The sequence below is a fragment of the Enterococcus sp. 7E2_DIV0204 genome (genome assembly GCF_002140855.1).
In the GTDB taxonomy this organism is placed as follows: Bacteria; Bacillota; Bacilli; order Lactobacillales; family Enterococcaceae; genus Enterococcus_L; species Enterococcus_L lemimoniae.
Genome location: NZ_NGKY01000001.1, coordinates 2,317,332 through 2,335,450, shown reverse-complemented (window position 1 = coordinate 2,335,450; position 18,119 = coordinate 2,317,332). Strand labels below are relative to the sequence as shown.

Here is an 18,119-nt window from a genome sequence, read left to right as displayed (position 1 = left end):
GCTAACTCTTCGGGAAAAAGATAAAAATAGTTTGTGGCGAAAAGCACCACAATCGATTTTTTCTATTTTCCTGTCAGAGCTGGACGAGCCCGCTACGCTTTTAATTTAGGAGGACCATTAATGAGAAAACAAACATTTCTTTACAGCACACTAGAAGATTTAGATTTATCTATGACCTTTTACTCAAACCCAAATGACTTTTCAGCTAAAGCCACACTCCTCTACTTTCATGGTGGTGGACTTTTATATGGCACTAGAGATGATTTGCCAGAAATTTACTGCGAGCTTTTAGTTGAGAGTGGTTACAACTTGTTGACTGTTGACTATCCATTAGCCCCTGAGGTCAAGCTTCCTACTATTGTTACTTGTTTAAAAGAAGCTATTGATTGGTTCTTGCAAAATTATCAAACAACGTTAGGGTTGAAAGATTCGACTTATTTCTTATTTGGACGGTCTGCTGGTGCTTTTCTTACTTATTTATTATCTGCTCGTTATCCGCAACCAGAACAAAAAGGTTTGATTAGTTTTTATGGTTATTATGATTTAACAAATTCAGCTTTCAGTCAGCCAAGTAGCTATTATAATCAGTTTCCTAAGATTGCTCCTTTAACTGCACAAGCACTAATATATCCTAAACCAATCACAGAAGTTTCTATTAATGAACGTTTTTCACTTTATTTGTCTGGTCGACAATTTGGTAATTGGCTAAGTTATCTTGTGAACTCTCCTAGTGAAAAAGAGACCTTTAGTTTAACAGATACAGAGCTTGCTAAACTTCCACCTGCATTTCTAGCTCACAGCTCAGCTGATCAAGATGTCCCTGTGGAAACATCGCGTATTGCCCGCACTAAGTTAGTTAATGTTACTTATGAGGAAATTGAACATTTACCTCATGATTTTGATGGCGATATCACAAAACCTGAAGGGCTTCAAGTTTACCAAAACCTGATTGAATGGCTTGATAAAACAATAAATACTATTTGATTTTAACATAAGTATTCTTTTCTAAATATAGTAAAAAAGACATTCCCAATTACTCAGGAATGTCTTTTAAAATTACTTTTTATTTTTCAGTTGCAGTTTCAGTAATCACTTCTACTGCACGTTTCATGCGGATGTCGTGTTTTAACATGTCTTCTGTTAAGACTTTTTTCACTTGATCAATCGGCATGTTGTATTGTTCTGCTAATTCATTGATTTCTTTATCCATATCTTCTTGAGATACTTCGATATCTTCTGCTTTAGCGATCGCTTCGATTACAAGGTTTGTTTTCGTGCGAACTTCTGCTTCTGCTTCAAATTGTTTGTGCAAGTCAGCTTCTGTTGTTCCAGTTAATTGATAGTACATATCTGGAGCGATTCCTTGACGTTGCATGTTGTTTAAGAATTCATCCATTGAACGGTGAACTTCGTCATGTACCATTACATGTGGAAGATCAACGATTTCAGCATTATCAACAGCTTGACGGATTGCAGCTTCGTCTTTTGCTTCTGTTGCAGCAGCTTCTTTAGATTCTGTTAATTCGTTACGATATTTTTCTTTTAATTCGTCTAATGATTCTACTGAATCATCAACGTCTTTCGCAAATTCATCATCTAATGTTGGTAATTCTTTTGCTTTCACTTCGTGAACTTTCACTTGGAAAACAGCTTCTTTACCAGCTAAATCTTCTGCTTGGTAATCTTCTGGGAAAGTTACTTTTACTTCAACATCTTCGCCAGCTTTTTTGCCAACTAATTGTTCTTCAAAACCTGGGATGAAAGAGTTTGAACCTAATTCAAGAGAATAGTTTTCGCCTTTTCCGCCTTCAAAAGCTTCGCCGTCTTTAAATCCTTCAAAGTCGATCACGACAGTGTCGCCATCAAAGGCTGCTTCATCTTCTTTGATTACTAGTTCAGCTTGTGCTTCTAATTCACGTTGGATGCGTGCATCTACGTCTTCGTCTGTCACTTCACGGTCTTGTTTGTCAACTGTTAAGTTTTTGTATTCGCCTAATTTTACTTCAGGTTTTACAGTCACTTCAGCAGTTACGACCCAATCTTCACCTTTGTTCATGCTTTCAACATCAATTTTAGGTTGAGAAACAGGATCGATTCCAGCTTCTTTAACAGCTGCTTCGTATACTTCTGGTAATACTGCGTTCAAAGCATCTTCATACAATGCTTCTTCGCCGTACATACGGTTGAATACTTGACGTGACACTTTCCCTTTACGGAATCCAGGTACGTTAAGATTTTTTTTGACTTTATCGAATGCTTGTTTCAAGCCTTTTTCAATTAGAGTTTGATCAACTGAAAAAGTTAACACACCATCATTGGTGCCTTTTTTTTCAAATTTCGCAGACATTTGTTTCCCTCCGAATAACTTAATTTTATACATGAATTTATGTTATGCATACCTTTAAATAGTACACTATCACTGGATAAATGTAAACATTTTAGATGAGAAGAAGTCGAATAACACAGATTTTTTCTTTGATTTTATTTAAGATTAGAAAATTTTACTAATTTAGCTCAAGTAAGCAAAGGTACAAACTTATTAAAAATCATAATTCCGAGCAAGATAATAGTATTGAAATAGAACAAAAAAACGATATACTTACTTTACAAATGATTCTAGCATAGAAAATCACCTCCTACTTGTCGAACAAAGCAGAATAGGCAACATATTAATATACTCAAAAATATAGCCATTTCCTTTTAAATCGTTAAATTCTTTACTTTTGGCTTGCACAAATCATTCGTACAGCTTTCTTACATTGGCAACAAAAAAGACGTTCAGCCAGTTAAAGCTCAAACATCTTTTTAATCAGTTAATTATCTTTCACCAATAGCTGAATTAAACGGTTTGTTTCTTGAAAAGCATGAAGCGCAGCGGTATCTAAATGATTGTCAAAAGACTCGGCCGCTTTAATTCCTGCAATGTCGGAAATTCCGCGAATATTTACGACGGGAATATCATAAAAATTAGCAATCTGTGCGATGGCAGTACTTTCCATATCAGAGGCTCTCACTTCTGGAAACGCTTCTTTAACCTTTGTCACAAAGTTCGGCTCACTCATAAAAGAATCAGCAGTTACAATCAACCCTTTGTGTAAACTATACCCTTTAGGCTTTTCTAGAGAATCAAAAATTTCCACCCATTTTTGATTTAATACGTAATCACTTGGCATTTGCGGTACTTGTCCAAGCTCATACTCAAAGCCTGTTGCATCCACATCACTATAGGTAAGTTTGGTTCCATATACAACATCGCCAATTTCAACCTCACCTAAAAAGCCACCTGCCGATCCTGTATTAATGATCACATCTGGTTGAATTGTTTCGCAAAGCAAACTTGCTGAAGCTGCTGCATTGGCTTTGCCAATCCCCGTTTCTACTAAAAATAAAGAATAACTTGGCTGATCTAAAACCTCCTCGATCACAGTTTTACCACGTTTAACTATTGATTGTAATCGATAGGAACCACGAAATGGTTCTAATTCTTCTTCCATCGCTGCTGCTATGACGATTTTCATTTATCTGCCTCCCACAACTTTCCAATCTCTTCTTGAACATCAACTTTCGTACCACCAAAATGCTCTTGGATGTAGTCTGTGACTGCTTGACTATGATAAAGTGCTGCTAGTTTTTTTAACGTTTGATCCTGTTGACGCTCTTCTTTTGTTACTAAAACATTGATACTTTGCTGGGTATTTTCATCGATTTCTTCTTTAAACAAAGCATCCTTCAACACATTCAAACCACCTTCAAACGCAATTGTATTGCTAATCAGTGCTAGATCAACATCTTGCAACACCCTTGGTCCTGTTGTATCATCAATCATTTTAAACTCTAACTGTTTAGGATTTTCAATGATATCCGATGGCGTGCCTGTTCCATTATCAAAATCCTTGGCTAATTTGATCAAACCAGCTGTTTCCATCAATCGTAATCCACGTGCCGTATTCGCTGGATTATCTGCGATTGCAACGATAGCCCCGTTTTTGATATCTGTAACAGATTTGTATTTATCTGAATAAATGCCCATTGGCTCCATATAAGTTGTTGCGATTGGTACTAACTTTTGATCGCTATCTTGATTAAAACTGTTTAAATAGCCTAACGATTGAAAAGCATTTACATCTACTTGTTCTTCAACCGTTGCATTATTTAGTTGAGGACCGCCATTGATTTCTTTAACTTCTATCGTTAAACCAGCTTTCTTAGCTAAATCTGACTCTGCAATAAAGCGCCAAATATCTGCATCACTGTCTACTGATCCTAAAATTATTTTTGTCGTTTGATCCTTTTCTCCGATTGTCTCTTTTTTATTTTGACTATTACAACCTGTCATCAAAAATAAAGCCGCTAAAATACTAAATCCTATCCACTTTTTCATAACAGCCTCCTTCAAGTCCTTACTATGATTCACCCTAAATTATTTCTCGCTCAAATGCTGAGGTACTGATTCCTTGATCTAATACTAATTGAGCCCATTCTTTTGCTGAAAAAAGAGAATGATCTTTATAATTCCCACAACTTTTTGCATTCGTCCCTTGAACGTCAGACCATTGAATTTCTGCTACGATTTGAGTCAATGTGTCTTTTAATGCTTGCCCAACTTCTTGGACTGGATAGTTGCCCCAAACAATTAAATGAAACCCTGTACGACAGCCAAAAGGAGAAATATCGATAATCCCAGCCAGACGATCACGCAATAAATCAGCTAGTAAATGCTCTAACGTGTGAATCGCTGCCGTCGGAATTTCTGCCTGATTTGGTTGAGCAAAACGCAAATCGTAATTCGTGATTTCGTCTCCTTTCTTCCCAACCTCTGTTGTAATTACTCGCACATATGGCGCAATCACTTTATTATGATCTAATGTAAAACTTTCCACCTCTGCCATAAAACTCATCCTTCCAATAAATTATTTAGTTACCCCAAACCTCATTCGCTACATCAATCACTAACGATAGTTTTTTCCACTGATCTTCCTCCGTCAAAATATTCCCTTCTTCTGTCGACGCAAATCCACATTGAGGACTTAAACTTAAACGCTCCAATGGGACAAATTTACTTGCTTCTTTAATTCGCTTCACTAAGGTTTCCTTCTCTTCTAATTTACCGTCTTTACTTGTAACTAAGCCTAAAACCACTTGTTTATCTTCTGGAACAAAACGCAATGGCTCAAAATCTCCTGAACGCTCATCGTCAAACTCTAAGAAAAAGGCCTCGACATTTTGTTTGCCTAACAATGTATCTGCAATAGGCTCATACCCTCCAGATGTTGCCCAAGTTGAATGGTAGTTTCCCCGACAAACATGTGTTGTTACATGCAAATCTTCAGGTAAATCAGCAGTCCCAGCATTATTTAACCGTAAATACAACTCTTGTAGCGCCTGGGTATCATACTCCCCATTCGTCATCGTTGTCCAAAAATTCTTATCCACTAACATACCCCAAGTGCAATCGTCCAACTTAATATCCCGACAACCTAAGTCATACAAAGCTAGAATCGTTTCTCGATATGCCTTAGCAATATCTTGATAGAGTCGTTCCCGATCTGGATAAAATTCATTGACCTTTTCTTCATTTGAACTGCGAACCAATTCCGCTAATAACTGGGCTGGCGCTGGAATACTTTGGCGAACAGGCGTCCCATCAGCAATTTCTGTTAAAAACTCGTACTCCTCAAAAACTGGATGTTCTGGATTAAAGCTTATTTTTCCTGTTAGTCGTGCAGAATCTGCTCGTGTTTCTTCTCCGTGAAATAAATAGCCTTGATCCATCACATTATGCTCGATTCCTTTAAATCCCCAGAAAAAATCAAGATGCCAGTAACTACGACGAAATTCCCCATCACTGATAACGTTCAACCCGATTTCTTTTTGTTTTGCAACTAAATCCCGAATCGCTTGATCCTCAACTACTTTTAATTCATCTCCTGAAATCCCGCCAGACGCAAACTCTTCCCGCGCCTTTTTCAACGATTCTGGACGTAAAAAGCTCCCTACGATTTCATACCGTTGTACTGAATGTTGACACATAACTAAATTCCCCCTCATTTTTTAAATAGAAAACAAAAAAATCCCTAGAAAAGTCAAAGACTCTTCTAAGGATGTAATAAACTTACATGGTACCACCTTAATTTACAAAAATAAGCGATTTTTGCCTCTACTCTAATACGCCGCTACTGCTTGATATTAGGATTCTTGGTAACGGGAACAACCGTGCATCTCTAAAATCATTTCTCGAAATGCCCACTCAAAAGCCATTTTCAAATTCGTTTTCTTTCGCCTCTTTTCAGCTACCAAGGCTCTCTTTTAGAAATTCCACAGAATTTTACTTTCTTTTTCTACGTGTTTTTTTATTTATTTTTCATTATGATAGCAGATGGTTAGTTAGATGTCAAATGGGAAAATTAACTTTACAAAGGTATTTTAATTGAATAAGGTATCATGTAATTTTTTTGCATAGCCATCTGTCATATTGCAGATAAAATCAACTGCCATTTTTAAGCGATAATAATCCTTATCTGCTTCTGAACAGTTTTCCGATTCTCTTCTATACAATTCATCTGCACTTCTTGGTAGATTATTAAATAAGCGCTCTTCATACTTATTCATTGGTTCTTTATCATATTTCAATACCACAGGAACAAATTCATCTAGTAAACGATTAATAATATTAAATCCTAATACTTCTTGATCCAGAATCGTTTTTGTCTGGAAAACATGTTCATACGAGAACTCCTTTAGTGCATGAAAACATTTTACTTCATCACATTCTTCGTTGATAATTTCACCATGAAAAGTTCCAGCCATGATTTCATCATAATTCTCAGCAAAAGTTTTACTAGCACTTTGGTAGACAAGTTTTTGAGTGTCTCTTAAAAATTCTTGAATCGCTGCTGCTTCCGAAGTTTTTTTCACTAAAAATTTATCCGTACCTGTCTTTATATCAATAAAAGATTTAAGTTTTCGGTAACTATATAACCCATAATTATACGCATCCTCAATATCAGAAAATGTATAAGCAACATCATCGGCTGCTTCGAGTAAAAATACTAGTGGATGCCTACAACCTGTTGTTCCAGTTACAAACTTAATATTCTTAAATACCTTTTCTTCAGAATAAAAATAGCCAACCTTTTTTGTTAATAAATTACATTTGTCTACCTGATCTGAAGGAGCAATATATTTAATAACCGAATCCAATGTTGAGGCTGTTAAGTTCATTCCTGTCTCTGAAGAACCATTGTCATTATGCAACTTTGTCAGCAATCGAATCGTCTGCGCATTTCCTTCAAATTTTAAAAAATCTTGCTTTTGCTGTTCTGAAAAAGTTGACCAACAAACAAGGTCATTACCGTATTTACTGAACCAAATTCGAATAGCTTCTTCACCAAAATGACCAAATGGCGGATTTCCAATATCATGAATTAATGCAGCCGTTTCTAACAAACGGTAACTTTCATCTAATTCCTCAATGATAATTCCTTTTCTATTTAGCCTACTAACCATACCAATTAATAAATCCCTCGTATGCATCGCTACTTCTAAACTGTGTGTTAAACGAGTCCGAACAAAGTCATTCCTCTCTAATGGAAAAACTTGTGTTTTATCCTGCAAGCGTCTAAAAGAATCGCTTTTAATCACTCGACGATAATCACTATTAAAAGCCATACTCAAATCCAACAAATAGTTTTTATGCGCTAATTTATCATTTGGGCAAACTTTATCACTCTTTAATGAAATTCTAAAAGTACCAACCAATCTTTTCCAATACATGATTTATCCTCCGTTTTAGTCCGTTTTTTCAATGTGAGAAACATAGATATTTTTACATTTTCCAATATCTTTAAACTTTTTTTCTTCAAACGGTGACTGAGTATTTAGTTGGAAACGTACTTTATCGCCTTCTTTAAACTCCCCTTTTTCTCTGTAAAAAAACAACCAATGACTATCCTGTTTTGGCAATTTTTCAATTCCTAATGAATTTGGCTCAATTAAGTTGAAAAGCTTAAAACAAGAGGATTTTTCTTGCCAAGTACTTGGTAACTTTCTTTCTTCGCCCAAAACAGCTTCAAAAAAACCTTCTTCATCAGGAAATAGATAATTTTCTTGCTCAATTAATTTTTGAAGTTTTTCTTGAAAAGGCTCAATATTCCCTTTAATATCAATAGCCACATCTTCATCTGCGGTTACGCCAGTATCATTTGAGAGACAACTTAATAAAGAATGAATCGCTTTTACATTGGTTTTTTCATTCAGACAGATAGTTAAACGTTCTTTTTTTATTGCACCTGCAATCTCGTCAGGTGAAAAATCTGGTAAAGCAATTGGATAATGTTTATCCGTCATTACCCAAGAAGCCCCCATCTCGTTTAAGCAGATAACACTCTCATAATAATTTTTAGATAAAAAATAGAGAACAACTGGGCTATCTGTAAGTTCTGATTTTAAGCGATCGAAAATTAATTCGCCTGGTTTTACACCTGTTGTAATATTTGAACTATAGAAAATATCTTTCTCCCGAAAACCAAATCTTTTCAGTAATTCTACAAACTGATCCACATACTTCCGATCTAAAGAACTATGACTGATGAAAAGCTTTCTACTCATTTCTGATCCCTCCAAAGTTAGTTTCATCAATTATTATAACAAAAATATAACCAAACAGTTAATTATTTTTAATAAATAAGAATAAATAACAACCAAATAGATTATTTAAAATTTTATACAATCGAAATAACCTCAAATTTGAGATATTTGATACCTAAATTAGGCTAATATGTTTAGAAAATTTGATTTATTTTGAATATAAAAATAGTATCAGTGCGTTTAACTGATACCATTTTAAGCATTTTCACTTTTTATGACTTAAAAGATTTTACCTAAAAATTAGCTTTTTAGAACATTTTACATTTCCGACAAATTAATTAGTATAATCTCAGATTAATATCTTTAATACGTTCTAGTTAAACATTAATAAAAATAATCAATATATTTTTTTAATCTAAAAAAGTACTTAATCAGTTAATTCAACCTTGGCTAGTTCCTTGGCAAATTGCCATGTTTCTCCATTATCAGTAGAACGGAATAAGCAAGCAAACATTTTTCCACGGTCAATATCACCCGTTTTTAACAAGTAAAATTTAGCTTCTAATGTGTTGGTTCCTGTTTGAATGATTTCGTTTGGTGATTGAAAAAGGTCTAATCCGCCCTTTTCATAGTCTTCTGGTAGTGTTATAATCGCTTCTTTAAACGACGAACCGCCATTTGTTGTATAGTAAAGCTGCTCTCTAGTCGCAATAAAGCCCATCATTTGCGATAAAAAACTACTATTTTGAATCGGCTGACTAATAGAAGTTCCCCCAATCCTCGTCCAATTTTCGCCATGATCTACCGTTGAATAGATTGAAATAGATTCTTCTGACATATCTGTTTCCCCAGAAGTAACTAAAATACCGCTATCTGGTGTGTAATAACTTGCTTTGCGATAACGTAAACGTCCCATGTGTTCTTCTACTAGCCCTTGCGTCCAATTTTCTCCGCCATCGGTTGTTTGCAGTGTGTATAGTGCTGTTTCATCTGGTGAAAAAATAAACCACGAAAAATCAGGTGCCAGTGAATAGCTTTTATCCATCCAGTAACCTTGCGGAATTTCTCCACCTGTCAGCATATAATTACCTGCTCGTAGCCATGCTGGTTTTAGTGGCACAAATTGCCAGTTCTGTCCGCTATCTGTTGTCATATATAGTTCATCGGTTTGTTGATTCCACTCTAATTTCATCTGCTCGCTGACTTGATAGTCGGGAGCTGTCCCTTGCTTAACCGGTGCTACTGAACTATTTTCCCCAACTGAATCTGCTTGTTCTCCCTCGTTTCCACTGATATCTTCGGCTGCAAGTGGCGCATCAAATCGTGCATATAGGTCTTTTACATAGGCAAAGGACAAAAGAAATACTCCCAATCCCACAGTAACGAATAAAATAAGCGCTTTACTTTGGTTCGGCATTTGGCTTTTAAAAGAAAATGGAAGTTCTTTTTCAGTTTCCGTAATCATAAATAGTTGGATTCGCTCAAAGCCAGCAACTATTTTCTGTGTTCCCATCATGATTGGTTCATCATCTAAAGAGGTTGTTACACAGATTGTGTTTGACTTCGATAGTTTTATTTGAGGGATACGCGCTTGTTTTGTTGCTAGATAATAATTTTCTTCATCGCTGTAGATCGTTTCATAGTCTACGATTTGTGCTATTTGTTTTTTTAGCCATGTATCAATAGTTTGTTGATTTCGAATTTTTCGGATGTAAATTGCGAGCATTAATCCAAGAAGACCAATGCAGATTGTCCCCCCAACTACAATGATTGCTTGATAACTTCTTATGAGTTGCAGGTAGCGCATACCGTAATAGTTGATTCGAAAATGGATGACTGCAGTTAAACCAATGAATACAAAAATAGTGATCCCCAAAATCCCTAACAAACGTAACATTGAACGGTTCGCATTTTTTCTTAATTTTTGTTTGATTGTTTCTATTTCTGCTAATAGTTCAATGTATAAGAGTTCCTGATCCATAATACTCTCCTTATTTTATCATTTTATCCATAGTCTCATTGTAGCAAGTATTTTGGAATTATCAAGGTTAAAATAGTGGAAGGAAATCGATGGGATTTTGGGCTAAGTTGCTTGAGGTGTGTAATTTTTTTTGTTATTTTTCTTTATATATAAGAGAGAGAGTTTTGGGTGTTATTTAATTGAGGAATGTTAGATTTTTTATTGCGAACAGTTGTTTTTTTCGGTATACTAATAGCCATAGGATAGAAATAATTAACACGGGAAATAGTACAATTCACTTAGCACGAAATGAGTGAATTAGATATAATTTCTCCTAACGATAAAACTAAATAATTGGCACTTCCTGATCTGGCTACCAACCAAACTAGAGAAGTTTTGCTTAAACAGTACGGCCTGCTTAAGCAAATCGCCAATAGTGTACGTCAACTTTTTATTTTTACATTCTTTTGTCTACCAGAAGACCGCAAATCTTCTCCTTCCAAGTACAAACGAGTAAAAATAACTATTTTTTGAAGTGCCTATTGTCAACGATTGCAGGTATAACTGTAGTCGTTTTTTTGTTACTATCCTATAAACTTTGAGAAAAAGAATAAAAAAATAGGCACTTCACTTACTGGTACCACCCAGTAAATGAAGCCCGGAATAGACATTACGACCTATCTATCCAAGTTGCCTGATTACTAGTACCGTAGCACTAGCTTCTTTATTGTACCTAATTTTTGTAAGAATTTCTAGACATTTTTTGAAATTTTTTTCAAATTGGGCTAAGAAACGTGCTATAGTCTATTAGTCATCTCAACGATAGAGGCGGCAATCTCTATAGTTTTTTCTTTTTCTCAATTGTTGATTGGTGCTTAACTAAACAATAAAAAGGAGAACGTACTTATGAAAAATTCTGCACTTTGTCTTAAAGCTGTTCCTTATCAGGATATTATTGATCTTAGAGATACGGTTGAACGATTGCAATCATGGCAAGAACCGCTGGCGGTTTTGGAGAAGTATTTTACTAATCCAAATACGCCGATTAATAAGAAGCAGGTTGTGAAAGATTATTATGCTTGTTCTCAATTGTTTCAACTCTTTAAAAATAATTATGATTCACTTACTGAACAAGTGAACAAACAATTTCTTACTATGAACACACTAGAGAAAATGACCGTTTTGAAAAGCTCTGTTAAAGTCTTTTAATTTCTTCAAAATAATTAAAATAGATGAGTGGAAACCAATAAATAGTTTTCACTCATCCATCTTTTATAAAAAATATTAAGGAAACATTATTTCCCAGTAACCGAATCCCAAAGTCCACTAAAGAAGCCTTTAATATTCTCCCAAAGTCCTTTAGATTTCTCTTGAATTTGTTCTTTCGTTTTAGACAAATCGAGTTGATTTACAAAATCTTCAAAAATATTTTTGTCTTTCATATCGCTCATCAACGTCGTTAATTCTTTCACCTGATCAGATGACATCACATCTTTGATCCCTTGACTTTGCAAAGCACTTTCAACTGTTTTTTGAATATCTGCTTGCGTCAGATTTTTACCATCAGCCGTTTTTGCTGCTAATTCTTTTTTCGCTTGTTCTTGTGCCGCATTCAAGGCTTCATCGGAATAGCCATCTTTGTCTTTATTTTCTTCTGTGATCTTAGAGAGTACGTCCATTTCGTCCTGTGCAACGCCTACACGGTCTCGATTGATGATCCCACCAGATTCTTCGACGATTTTATAAACACCTGCTAAAGCACCTGACCCATCGATTGGCACAGCTGATGCAACAGTTAATTTAGCATCTGTGATTCCTGCTGTCAATGCTGCATTTTGATACTGGGCTTCTGTGATTTTCGTGATATTTTTAGGTGTAGCAATATCTACAGAGATTCCAGCCCCTTTTTTCTGTGTTTCCATCCGAACAGAACTATACACTGCCCATTCTGGTGTGAAGCCCCCATCAGGGATAAAACTCATCAAATCTGATCCATTTGTTGTATAGGTTGGCGTTTCGCCCTTTGCACCAAGTGCTTTTAAGGTATAGTCTTTTTGTTCTTGAGTTAAAGCATTTCCTAAAGCAACTGCATTGATTTGAAGTGCTTCTTCAGAGCTGCTTGTTGCTGTTGATGATTTACTAGTTGATGTGCTATCAGTTGAGCTTTGTTGTGTCGCAAAAGCAGTCGTTCCACTATAAACACCTGTAGAAATTAAAAGTAAGGTCATCGCAAGTGCCAGTTTTTTTTGTTTATGTTTCATAAAAAAATCCTCCTATAAAAGTATTTCTTGCATACTACTATACAACAATATTTTTTAATATACTTTAAGGAGGATCGTTTTTAAGAAAATTTTAGGAGATATCTTGTGTTTTTGTTATACCAATTTCTAATTATTGTAAGTTCCTTCTAAATAGTACTATCAAATTCTTGGAACCGAAAATTCTTACCGATTCCTTGCGTTGTCGTTGTATATTCTCTAAATTTATAAATGAGCGGATGCCACAGATCAACATTTATGTATCGCTCATCATGCAAGATTTTTTCATCAATAAAAATTCCTTTTATCGTAAACTCTACGATTGCAAACTCTTCTCTGAGCGAAATAGTTGCGACCGTTGCTTCTATTTGAATTGGACATTCCTTGATTCTCACTGTTTGAACCTCTTGGCCAGCTAGCTTAGTGAAGTTCCCTAAACCAAATTTATCTGCACAATATGAATAGCCTGCCTGCTTTTTATACTCTGGAATTTTTTTAGTCCCTGTAACTTGCGCAATTTGTTCAATATTTTTCCAAAGTGTTTCATCAGCAAGATTAAGCGTCACTTCACTTCCAAGTTTGAGATTCAAAAATCCCTTATTATGCAAACCGATCCCTAGAACAATTGACTTGCCTAATGTCCAAGTAGAGCTGATTGGTGTGATGTTGTCTCGAGCAGTCTCCAAATCTTTCGTTGTCATCAACACAACTGGAAATCCATAATAAAAACTTGTCTTTTCTACTTTTTTAAACATATCTTTCACCTCTAAATATAGTATACTAACGATAAACCTCGATACGTATCGAACTGTCAAAGGAGAAAAAAATGAATGGTTTTCCAGATTTACAGCAGACAACAAAACTATTAGCCGATCAGTCACGCTTAGAAATTTTAACGCTTCTGATGGATGGAAAATTTCACACGGTCCATGAAATCGCGCAAGCAGTGAAAATAAAAGACCATACAGCTTCATACCACTTGAAAAAACTTGAGGCTTTGAAATGGGTGACCTACTACAAACAAGGCCGCCATGTTTATTACCAACTGATAAATCCTGCGATAGCAGAACTTCTAGAAAGCTTGATGATGATCAGTCCTATCAAGACAATCAACTCTTATAATCAAAATAAAGAATACCAGGAATTGAAATTTGGTCGAACCTGTTACAACCATCTGGCAGGGGCTTTAGGTGTCTCATTTTTTGATTTTCTGGTTGCAAAAAATTATCTGATCTTAGCAAATAACCAAGTCGAACTCACGCATGAAGGTATACTCTTTTTGAATCGTATTGAAATAGACACTAGTGAAGTGAAAAAAAGGGCTGGGACCTTCGCTAAACCCTGTTTAGACTGGACTGAGCGAACGTTCCACTTAAGCGGAAATTTAGCTAAAGCTTTTCTGGAGATGATTATTAGGAAAGAATATATTTATCAGAGTTCAGACAATCGAAGTGTCACTTTAACTCGATCAGGAAAACATTTTTTTCAGCAGTTTTCATAAGTCATCAATAAACTTTGTATAATTTCTATCTTTTCTGTTCAAAATACTACCTTTCTTAAATCTAAAAATTTGTTCTTTTCTATACGGTAGTAGTTTTTTACGTATATTTAAAATAAGTAGGTGACATATCATGAAACTAAATAGAATGTTTGAAATCGTCTATCTTCTACTAGAAAGAAAAAAGATCACAACAACGGAGTTAGCGAAACATTTCGAAGTCTCTAAACGGACGATTTTACGTGACATAGAAGCATTATCTATCGCTGGTATTCCAATCTACACAACTAAAGGAAAAGGCGGCGGGATTTCGCTGCTTGATCACTATGTGTTAGACAAATCGATGATTTCAGCTGACGAACAAGACCAAATTCTCTTTGCTCTTCAAAGCTTAGCTGTGACACATCACTTAAATGCTGCAACGACTTTATCAAAACTACAAACTCTTTTTAAAAAGACTGACACTAGTTGGATCGAAGTCGACTTTTCACGTTGGGGAAAAACTGATCCCGACAACCAAAAATTTGACCTTTTGAAGAATGCTGTGCTTACAGAAAAAGCCCTTTCTTTTTCCTATGCAACCTCTTACGGATCAACAAGTTTAAAAATCGTTTATCCATTAAAACTGCTCTTTAAATCTAAAGCCTGGTATCTACAAGCTTACTGCACTTCAAAACAAGATTACAGAACTTATAAAATCAATAGGATTACTGATTTGGAAATACTTGACGAAGCTTTCTCGAGAAGTAGCTACACAGTTCCTGCTATTGAAGAAAAAGATAGCCCTACTTTATTGCATTTAACTCTTTTGTTCACAGAGGAGATTGCTTTTAGAGCATATGATGAATTTGATGCGCAGGATATCCAGATCAACCAAGACGGTTCTTTGCTTGTAGATACACTATTGCCGGAAGATTATTGGTTATACTCTTTTCTCTTATCTCTAGGTGCTTCAGTCAAAGTCCTCTCACCAGCACATGTAGAAAAAAAGTTACTGACTCAGGTCGAAGAGATAAAGAAAAATTATTTAGATCTATAAAGTGACAAACAGCTGTCACCTTATCTATGCTACTATGAAAGTATAAATGCAAAGGAGAGTGTATATTATGCCCAGACCTACAACTAAAATAGACTTGATCACAACAGCAGACGAACAGTTTTCAAAATTATGGCAGCTGATTGATTCTATGTCTGCTGAGAAACAGAGTGCATCATTTGTCTTTAGTGAAACCTTTTTGGAAAAAAGAAAGGAAGCTCACTGGAAACGTGATAAGAATTTGCGGGATGTGCTGATTCATTTATATGAATGGCATCAATTGCTTTTAAATTGGGTAGACTCTAATCAAAACGGTGAAGCAAAGCCTTTCATACCCGCTCCCTATAATTGGCGAACTTATGGTAAACTCAATGAAGAATTTATAGAAGAGCACCAAAATACCTCCCTGAATGAGGCAAAGGAGCTTCTAAAAAATAGCCATGCTGAGGTGTTAAAAATGATTGAGACATTCACAAATGAAGAATTATTCGCTAAAAATGCGTTGCCTTGGACTGGAACATCTACACTAGGAAGCTACTGTGTTTCCGCAACTTCCAGTCACTACGAATGGGCAATAAAAAAGATCAAGCAGCATATCAAATCATAAAAGAATTCTCATACAAAAAAAGCTTCTGTTGTTTAGAAATATTTCTAAACAACAGAAGCTTTAAATTCTTATTTTGTATAATCCTTAACCAAGTCAATAACTTCTTCCATTGTATCGCAGTCATTCAACGCACGATCCGCAAGTTCAGCCATTTTCTTAGTGTCTAGACGTTTCATTAAGCTACGAGTTTGAAGAATAGATGTCGCACTCATTGAGAACTCATCTAACCCCATTCCTACCAATAATGGTACAGCCATTTGATCGCCACCCATTTCTCCACACATACCAGTCCATTTACCTTCAGCATGAGATGCGTCAATTACGTTTTTGATCAAACGTAAGATTGATGGGTTATATGGCTGGTACAAGTAAGAAACACGTTCGTTCATACGGTCTGCTGCCATTGTGTATTGAATCAAATCATTTGTTCCAATACTGAAGAAATCAACCTCTTTGGCGAATTTATCCGCAATTACAGCTGCTGCAGGAATTTCGATCATGATACCGACCTGAATCGTATCAGAAACTTTTGTTCCTTCAGAAACTAATTTTGCTTTTTCTTCTTCAAAGATTTTCTTCGCTGCTCTAAACTCTTTTAACGTTGCAACCATCGGGAACATGATACGTAAGTTACCGTGAACAGAAGCACGTAATAATGCGCGCATTTGTGTACGGAACATTTCGTCGCCACGTTCAGACAAGCTGATACGTAATGCACGGTAGCCTAAGAATGGGTTCATTTCATGCGGTAATTGAAGATAAGGTAATTCTTTATCTCCACCGATATCCATTGTACGAACCACGACAGGTTTGCCGTTCATGCCTTCAAGTACTGCAGTATAAGCTGTATATTGTTCATCTTCTGTTGGGAAATCTGGAGAATCCATGTAAAGGAATTCTGTACGATATAAACCAACAGCTTCAGCACCATTGTTGTGTACGCCTTCTAAATCTTTAGGAGTACCAATGTTTGCAGCGAGCTCGATGTGTTTACCATCAGCAGTTACTGTTTCAGCATTTTTTAGTTTTTCCCATTCAACTTTAAGATCAGCATACTCTTTGCCTTTTGCTTCAAATTCAGCTTTTTCAGCATCAGTTGGGTGAACGATAACATCGCCATCGATTCCGTTAACCGCTAAAATATCGCCTTCTTTGACTTTGGCAGTGATTTCTTTTGTTCCTACGATTGCAGGAATTTCAAGAGAGCGAGCCATGATCGCTGAATGTGATGTACGTCCGCCAATATCTGTAACGAATGCTTTTACATACGTACGGTCCAATTGAGCAGTATCACTTGGTGTTAAGTCATGGGCAACCACAACAACTTCTTCGTTAATCATTGAAGGATTAGGAAGCGTTACACCTAGTAAGTGAGCTAAAATACGTTTTGCAACGTCACGAATATCTGCTGCACGTTCTTGCATGTAGGCATTGTCATCCATTGCTTCGAACATACCGATATACATATCAGTCACTTCTTTTAATGCTGATTCAGCATTTACTTTGTTATCTTGAATGTTTTGTTTGATTTGACCAATCATTTCTGGGTCAGCTAAAACCATTAAATGTGCGTCAAATACTTGTGCTTCTTCTTCACCAAGGCTTTGCGCTGCTTTTTCTCTGATTGCTTGCAACTCAGTCGTAGATTTTGCCAAGGCAGCATCCAAACGACCTTCTTCAGCAGATGTATCATCTACAGATTTTTTGTCGAAAGATAAATCAGGTTGAACTAACAGGTAAGCTTTAGCAATAGCGACACCATCACTTGCGGCAATTCCTTTTAGCATTTCAGACATTATTCTGACAATCCTTCTTTTTTCATTGTGTCTACGATTGCTGCTAATGCATCAGCTTCGTCAACACCGTCAACTGAGATAGTTACGTCTGAACCTTGGCCAACGCCTAGAGACATAACGCCCATGATTGATTTAAGGTTAACAGATTTACCTTTGTATTCTAAGTTGATATCTGAGTTGAATTTACTTGCAGTTTGTACTAATAATGTAGCTGGACGAGCGTGAATCCCTGTTTCTGCTACGATGTGAAAATCTTTCTTTTCCATATGAATCGGTCTCCTTCGTAAGTAAAATATTTTTTTATGTTAGGGTTTTCCTTTCTTGACACGTTTCAAGTGAAACTAGAATCGAGAAAATGCCCTTTCAATTTTTAAGATT

The 18,119-nt window shown here is 35.9% G+C and carries 17 protein-coding genes and 1 other annotated feature; of the genes, 5 read left to right on the top strand and 12 right to left on the bottom strand.

Going from position 1 to position 18,119, the window contains the following annotated elements; translation table 11 throughout:
• The first annotated feature begins 120 nt into the window (after positions 1-120).
• Positions 121-984 carry an alpha/beta hydrolase gene (locus A5819_RS10915; RefSeq protein ID WP_086278820.1) on the top strand — a complete coding sequence of 288 codons (864 nt, stop codon included), beginning with the start codon at positions 121-123 and terminating at the stop codon, positions 982-984.
• Positions 985-1,063: 79 nt separating this feature from the next.
• Here A5819_RS10915 and tig read toward each other — a convergent pair whose 3' ends face one another.
• From tig to A5819_RS10875, 8 genes are all read right to left on the bottom strand, one after another.
• On the bottom strand, positions 1,064-2,347 hold the full coding sequence (gene tig, locus A5819_RS10910; protein WP_086278819.1) for a trigger factor: 1,284 nt from the start codon (positions 2,345-2,347) through the stop codon (positions 1,064-1,066).
• A gap of 466 nt (positions 2,348-2,813) precedes the next feature.
• Positions 2,814-3,518: a 5'-methylthioadenosine/adenosylhomocysteine nucleosidase gene (locus tag A5819_RS10905; protein WP_086278818.1), complete on the bottom strand. Its 705-nt coding sequence runs from the start codon at positions 3,516-3,518 to the stop codon at positions 2,814-2,816.
• Positions 3,515-4,381 carry a MetQ/NlpA family ABC transporter substrate-binding protein gene (locus A5819_RS10900; protein ID WP_086278817.1) on the bottom strand — a complete coding sequence of 289 codons (867 nt, stop codon included), beginning with the start codon at positions 4,379-4,381 and terminating at the stop codon, positions 3,515-3,517. Before A5819_RS10900 ends, A5819_RS10905 begins: the two co-directional genes overlap by 4 nt.
• 34 nt (positions 4,382-4,415) lie before the next feature.
• Complete coding sequence (locus tag A5819_RS10895; protein ID WP_086278816.1) at positions 4,416-4,889, bottom strand: S-ribosylhomocysteine lyase; 474 nt, start codon at positions 4,887-4,889, stop codon at positions 4,416-4,418.
• 25 nt (positions 4,890-4,914) lie between these two features.
• Positions 4,915-6,030: a 5-methyltetrahydropteroyltriglutamate--homocysteine S-methyltransferase gene (locus tag A5819_RS10890; RefSeq protein ID WP_086278815.1), complete on the bottom strand. Its 1,116-nt coding sequence runs from the start codon at positions 6,028-6,030 to the stop codon at positions 4,915-4,917.
• A gap of 64 nt (positions 6,031-6,094) precedes the next feature.
• Positions 6,095-6,350: a binding site (T-box leader), on the bottom strand.
• Between the two features lie 73 nt (positions 6,351-6,423).
• Positions 6,424-7,773, bottom strand: a complete 1,350-nt coding sequence (gene dgt, locus A5819_RS10885; protein ID WP_086278814.1) for a dGTP triphosphohydrolase — start codon at positions 7,771-7,773, stop codon at positions 6,424-6,426.
• Positions 7,774-7,788: 15 nt separating this feature from the next.
• A complete protein-coding gene (locus A5819_RS10880; protein WP_086278813.1) occupies positions 7,789-8,607 on the bottom strand; it encodes a toll/interleukin-1 receptor domain-containing protein in 819 nt (272 codons plus the stop codon).
• A gap of 406 nt (positions 8,608-9,013) precedes the next feature.
• Positions 9,014-10,567 (bottom strand): hypothetical protein, encoded by a 1,554-nt coding sequence (locus A5819_RS10875; RefSeq protein WP_086278812.1) that lies wholly within the window; start codon positions 10,565-10,567, stop codon positions 9,014-9,016.
• An 885-nt stretch (positions 10,568-11,452) separates the two neighbouring features.
• On the opposite strand from A5819_RS10875, the gene A5819_RS19805 reads away from it, so the two are divergent.
• A complete protein-coding gene (locus A5819_RS19805) occupies positions 11,453-11,755 on the top strand; it encodes a hypothetical protein (RefSeq protein WP_254907256.1) in 303 nt (100 codons plus the stop codon).
• 86 nt (positions 11,756-11,841) lie between these two features.
• On the opposite strand, the gene A5819_RS10865 is transcribed toward A5819_RS19805, so the two are convergent.
• Both A5819_RS10865 and A5819_RS19800 read right to left on the bottom strand, forming a co-directional pair.
• Positions 11,842-12,807 (bottom strand): DUF1002 domain-containing protein, encoded by a 966-nt coding sequence (locus tag A5819_RS10865; RefSeq protein WP_086278811.1) that lies wholly within the window; start codon positions 12,805-12,807, stop codon positions 11,842-11,844.
• Between the two features lie 146 nt (positions 12,808-12,953).
• A complete protein-coding gene (locus A5819_RS19800; RefSeq protein ID WP_086278810.1) occupies positions 12,954-13,559 on the bottom strand; it encodes a flavin reductase in 606 nt (201 codons plus the stop codon).
• 71 nt (positions 13,560-13,630) lie between these two features.
• Between A5819_RS19800 and A5819_RS10855 the strand changes: the two genes are divergently transcribed.
• The 3 genes from A5819_RS10855 (at position 13,631) to A5819_RS10845 (ending at position 15,945) form a co-directional block, all read left to right on the top strand.
• The gene (locus A5819_RS10855; RefSeq protein WP_086278809.1) at positions 13,631-14,305 is read left to right on the top strand and encodes a helix-turn-helix transcriptional regulator; all 675 of its coding nucleotides are present in this window, start codon (positions 13,631-13,633) and stop codon (positions 14,303-14,305) included.
• A gap of 130 nt (positions 14,306-14,435) precedes the next feature.
• Positions 14,436-15,341 (top strand): YafY family protein, encoded by a 906-nt coding sequence (locus tag A5819_RS10850; protein WP_086278808.1) that lies wholly within the window; start codon positions 14,436-14,438, stop codon positions 15,339-15,341.
• 67 nt (positions 15,342-15,408) lie between these two features.
• The gene (locus A5819_RS10845) at positions 15,409-15,945 is read left to right on the top strand and encodes a ClbS/DfsB family four-helix bundle protein (protein ID WP_086278807.1); all 537 of its coding nucleotides are present in this window, start codon (positions 15,409-15,411) and stop codon (positions 15,943-15,945) included.
• A 68-nt stretch (positions 15,946-16,013) separates the two neighbouring features.
• Here A5819_RS10845 and ptsP read toward each other — a convergent pair whose 3' ends face one another.
• Both ptsP and A5819_RS10835 read right to left on the bottom strand, forming a co-directional pair.
• Entirely contained in the window at positions 16,014-17,741 is a 1,728-nt protein-coding gene (gene ptsP / locus A5819_RS10840) for a phosphoenolpyruvate--protein phosphotransferase (RefSeq protein WP_086278806.1), read from the bottom strand.
• Positions 17,741-18,007, bottom strand: a complete 267-nt coding sequence (locus tag A5819_RS10835; RefSeq protein WP_010765749.1) for a phosphocarrier protein HPr — start codon at positions 18,005-18,007, stop codon at positions 17,741-17,743. The genes ptsP and A5819_RS10835 overlap by 1 nt, the downstream gene beginning before the upstream one ends.
• Between the last annotated feature and the right edge of the window lie 112 nt (positions 18,008-18,119).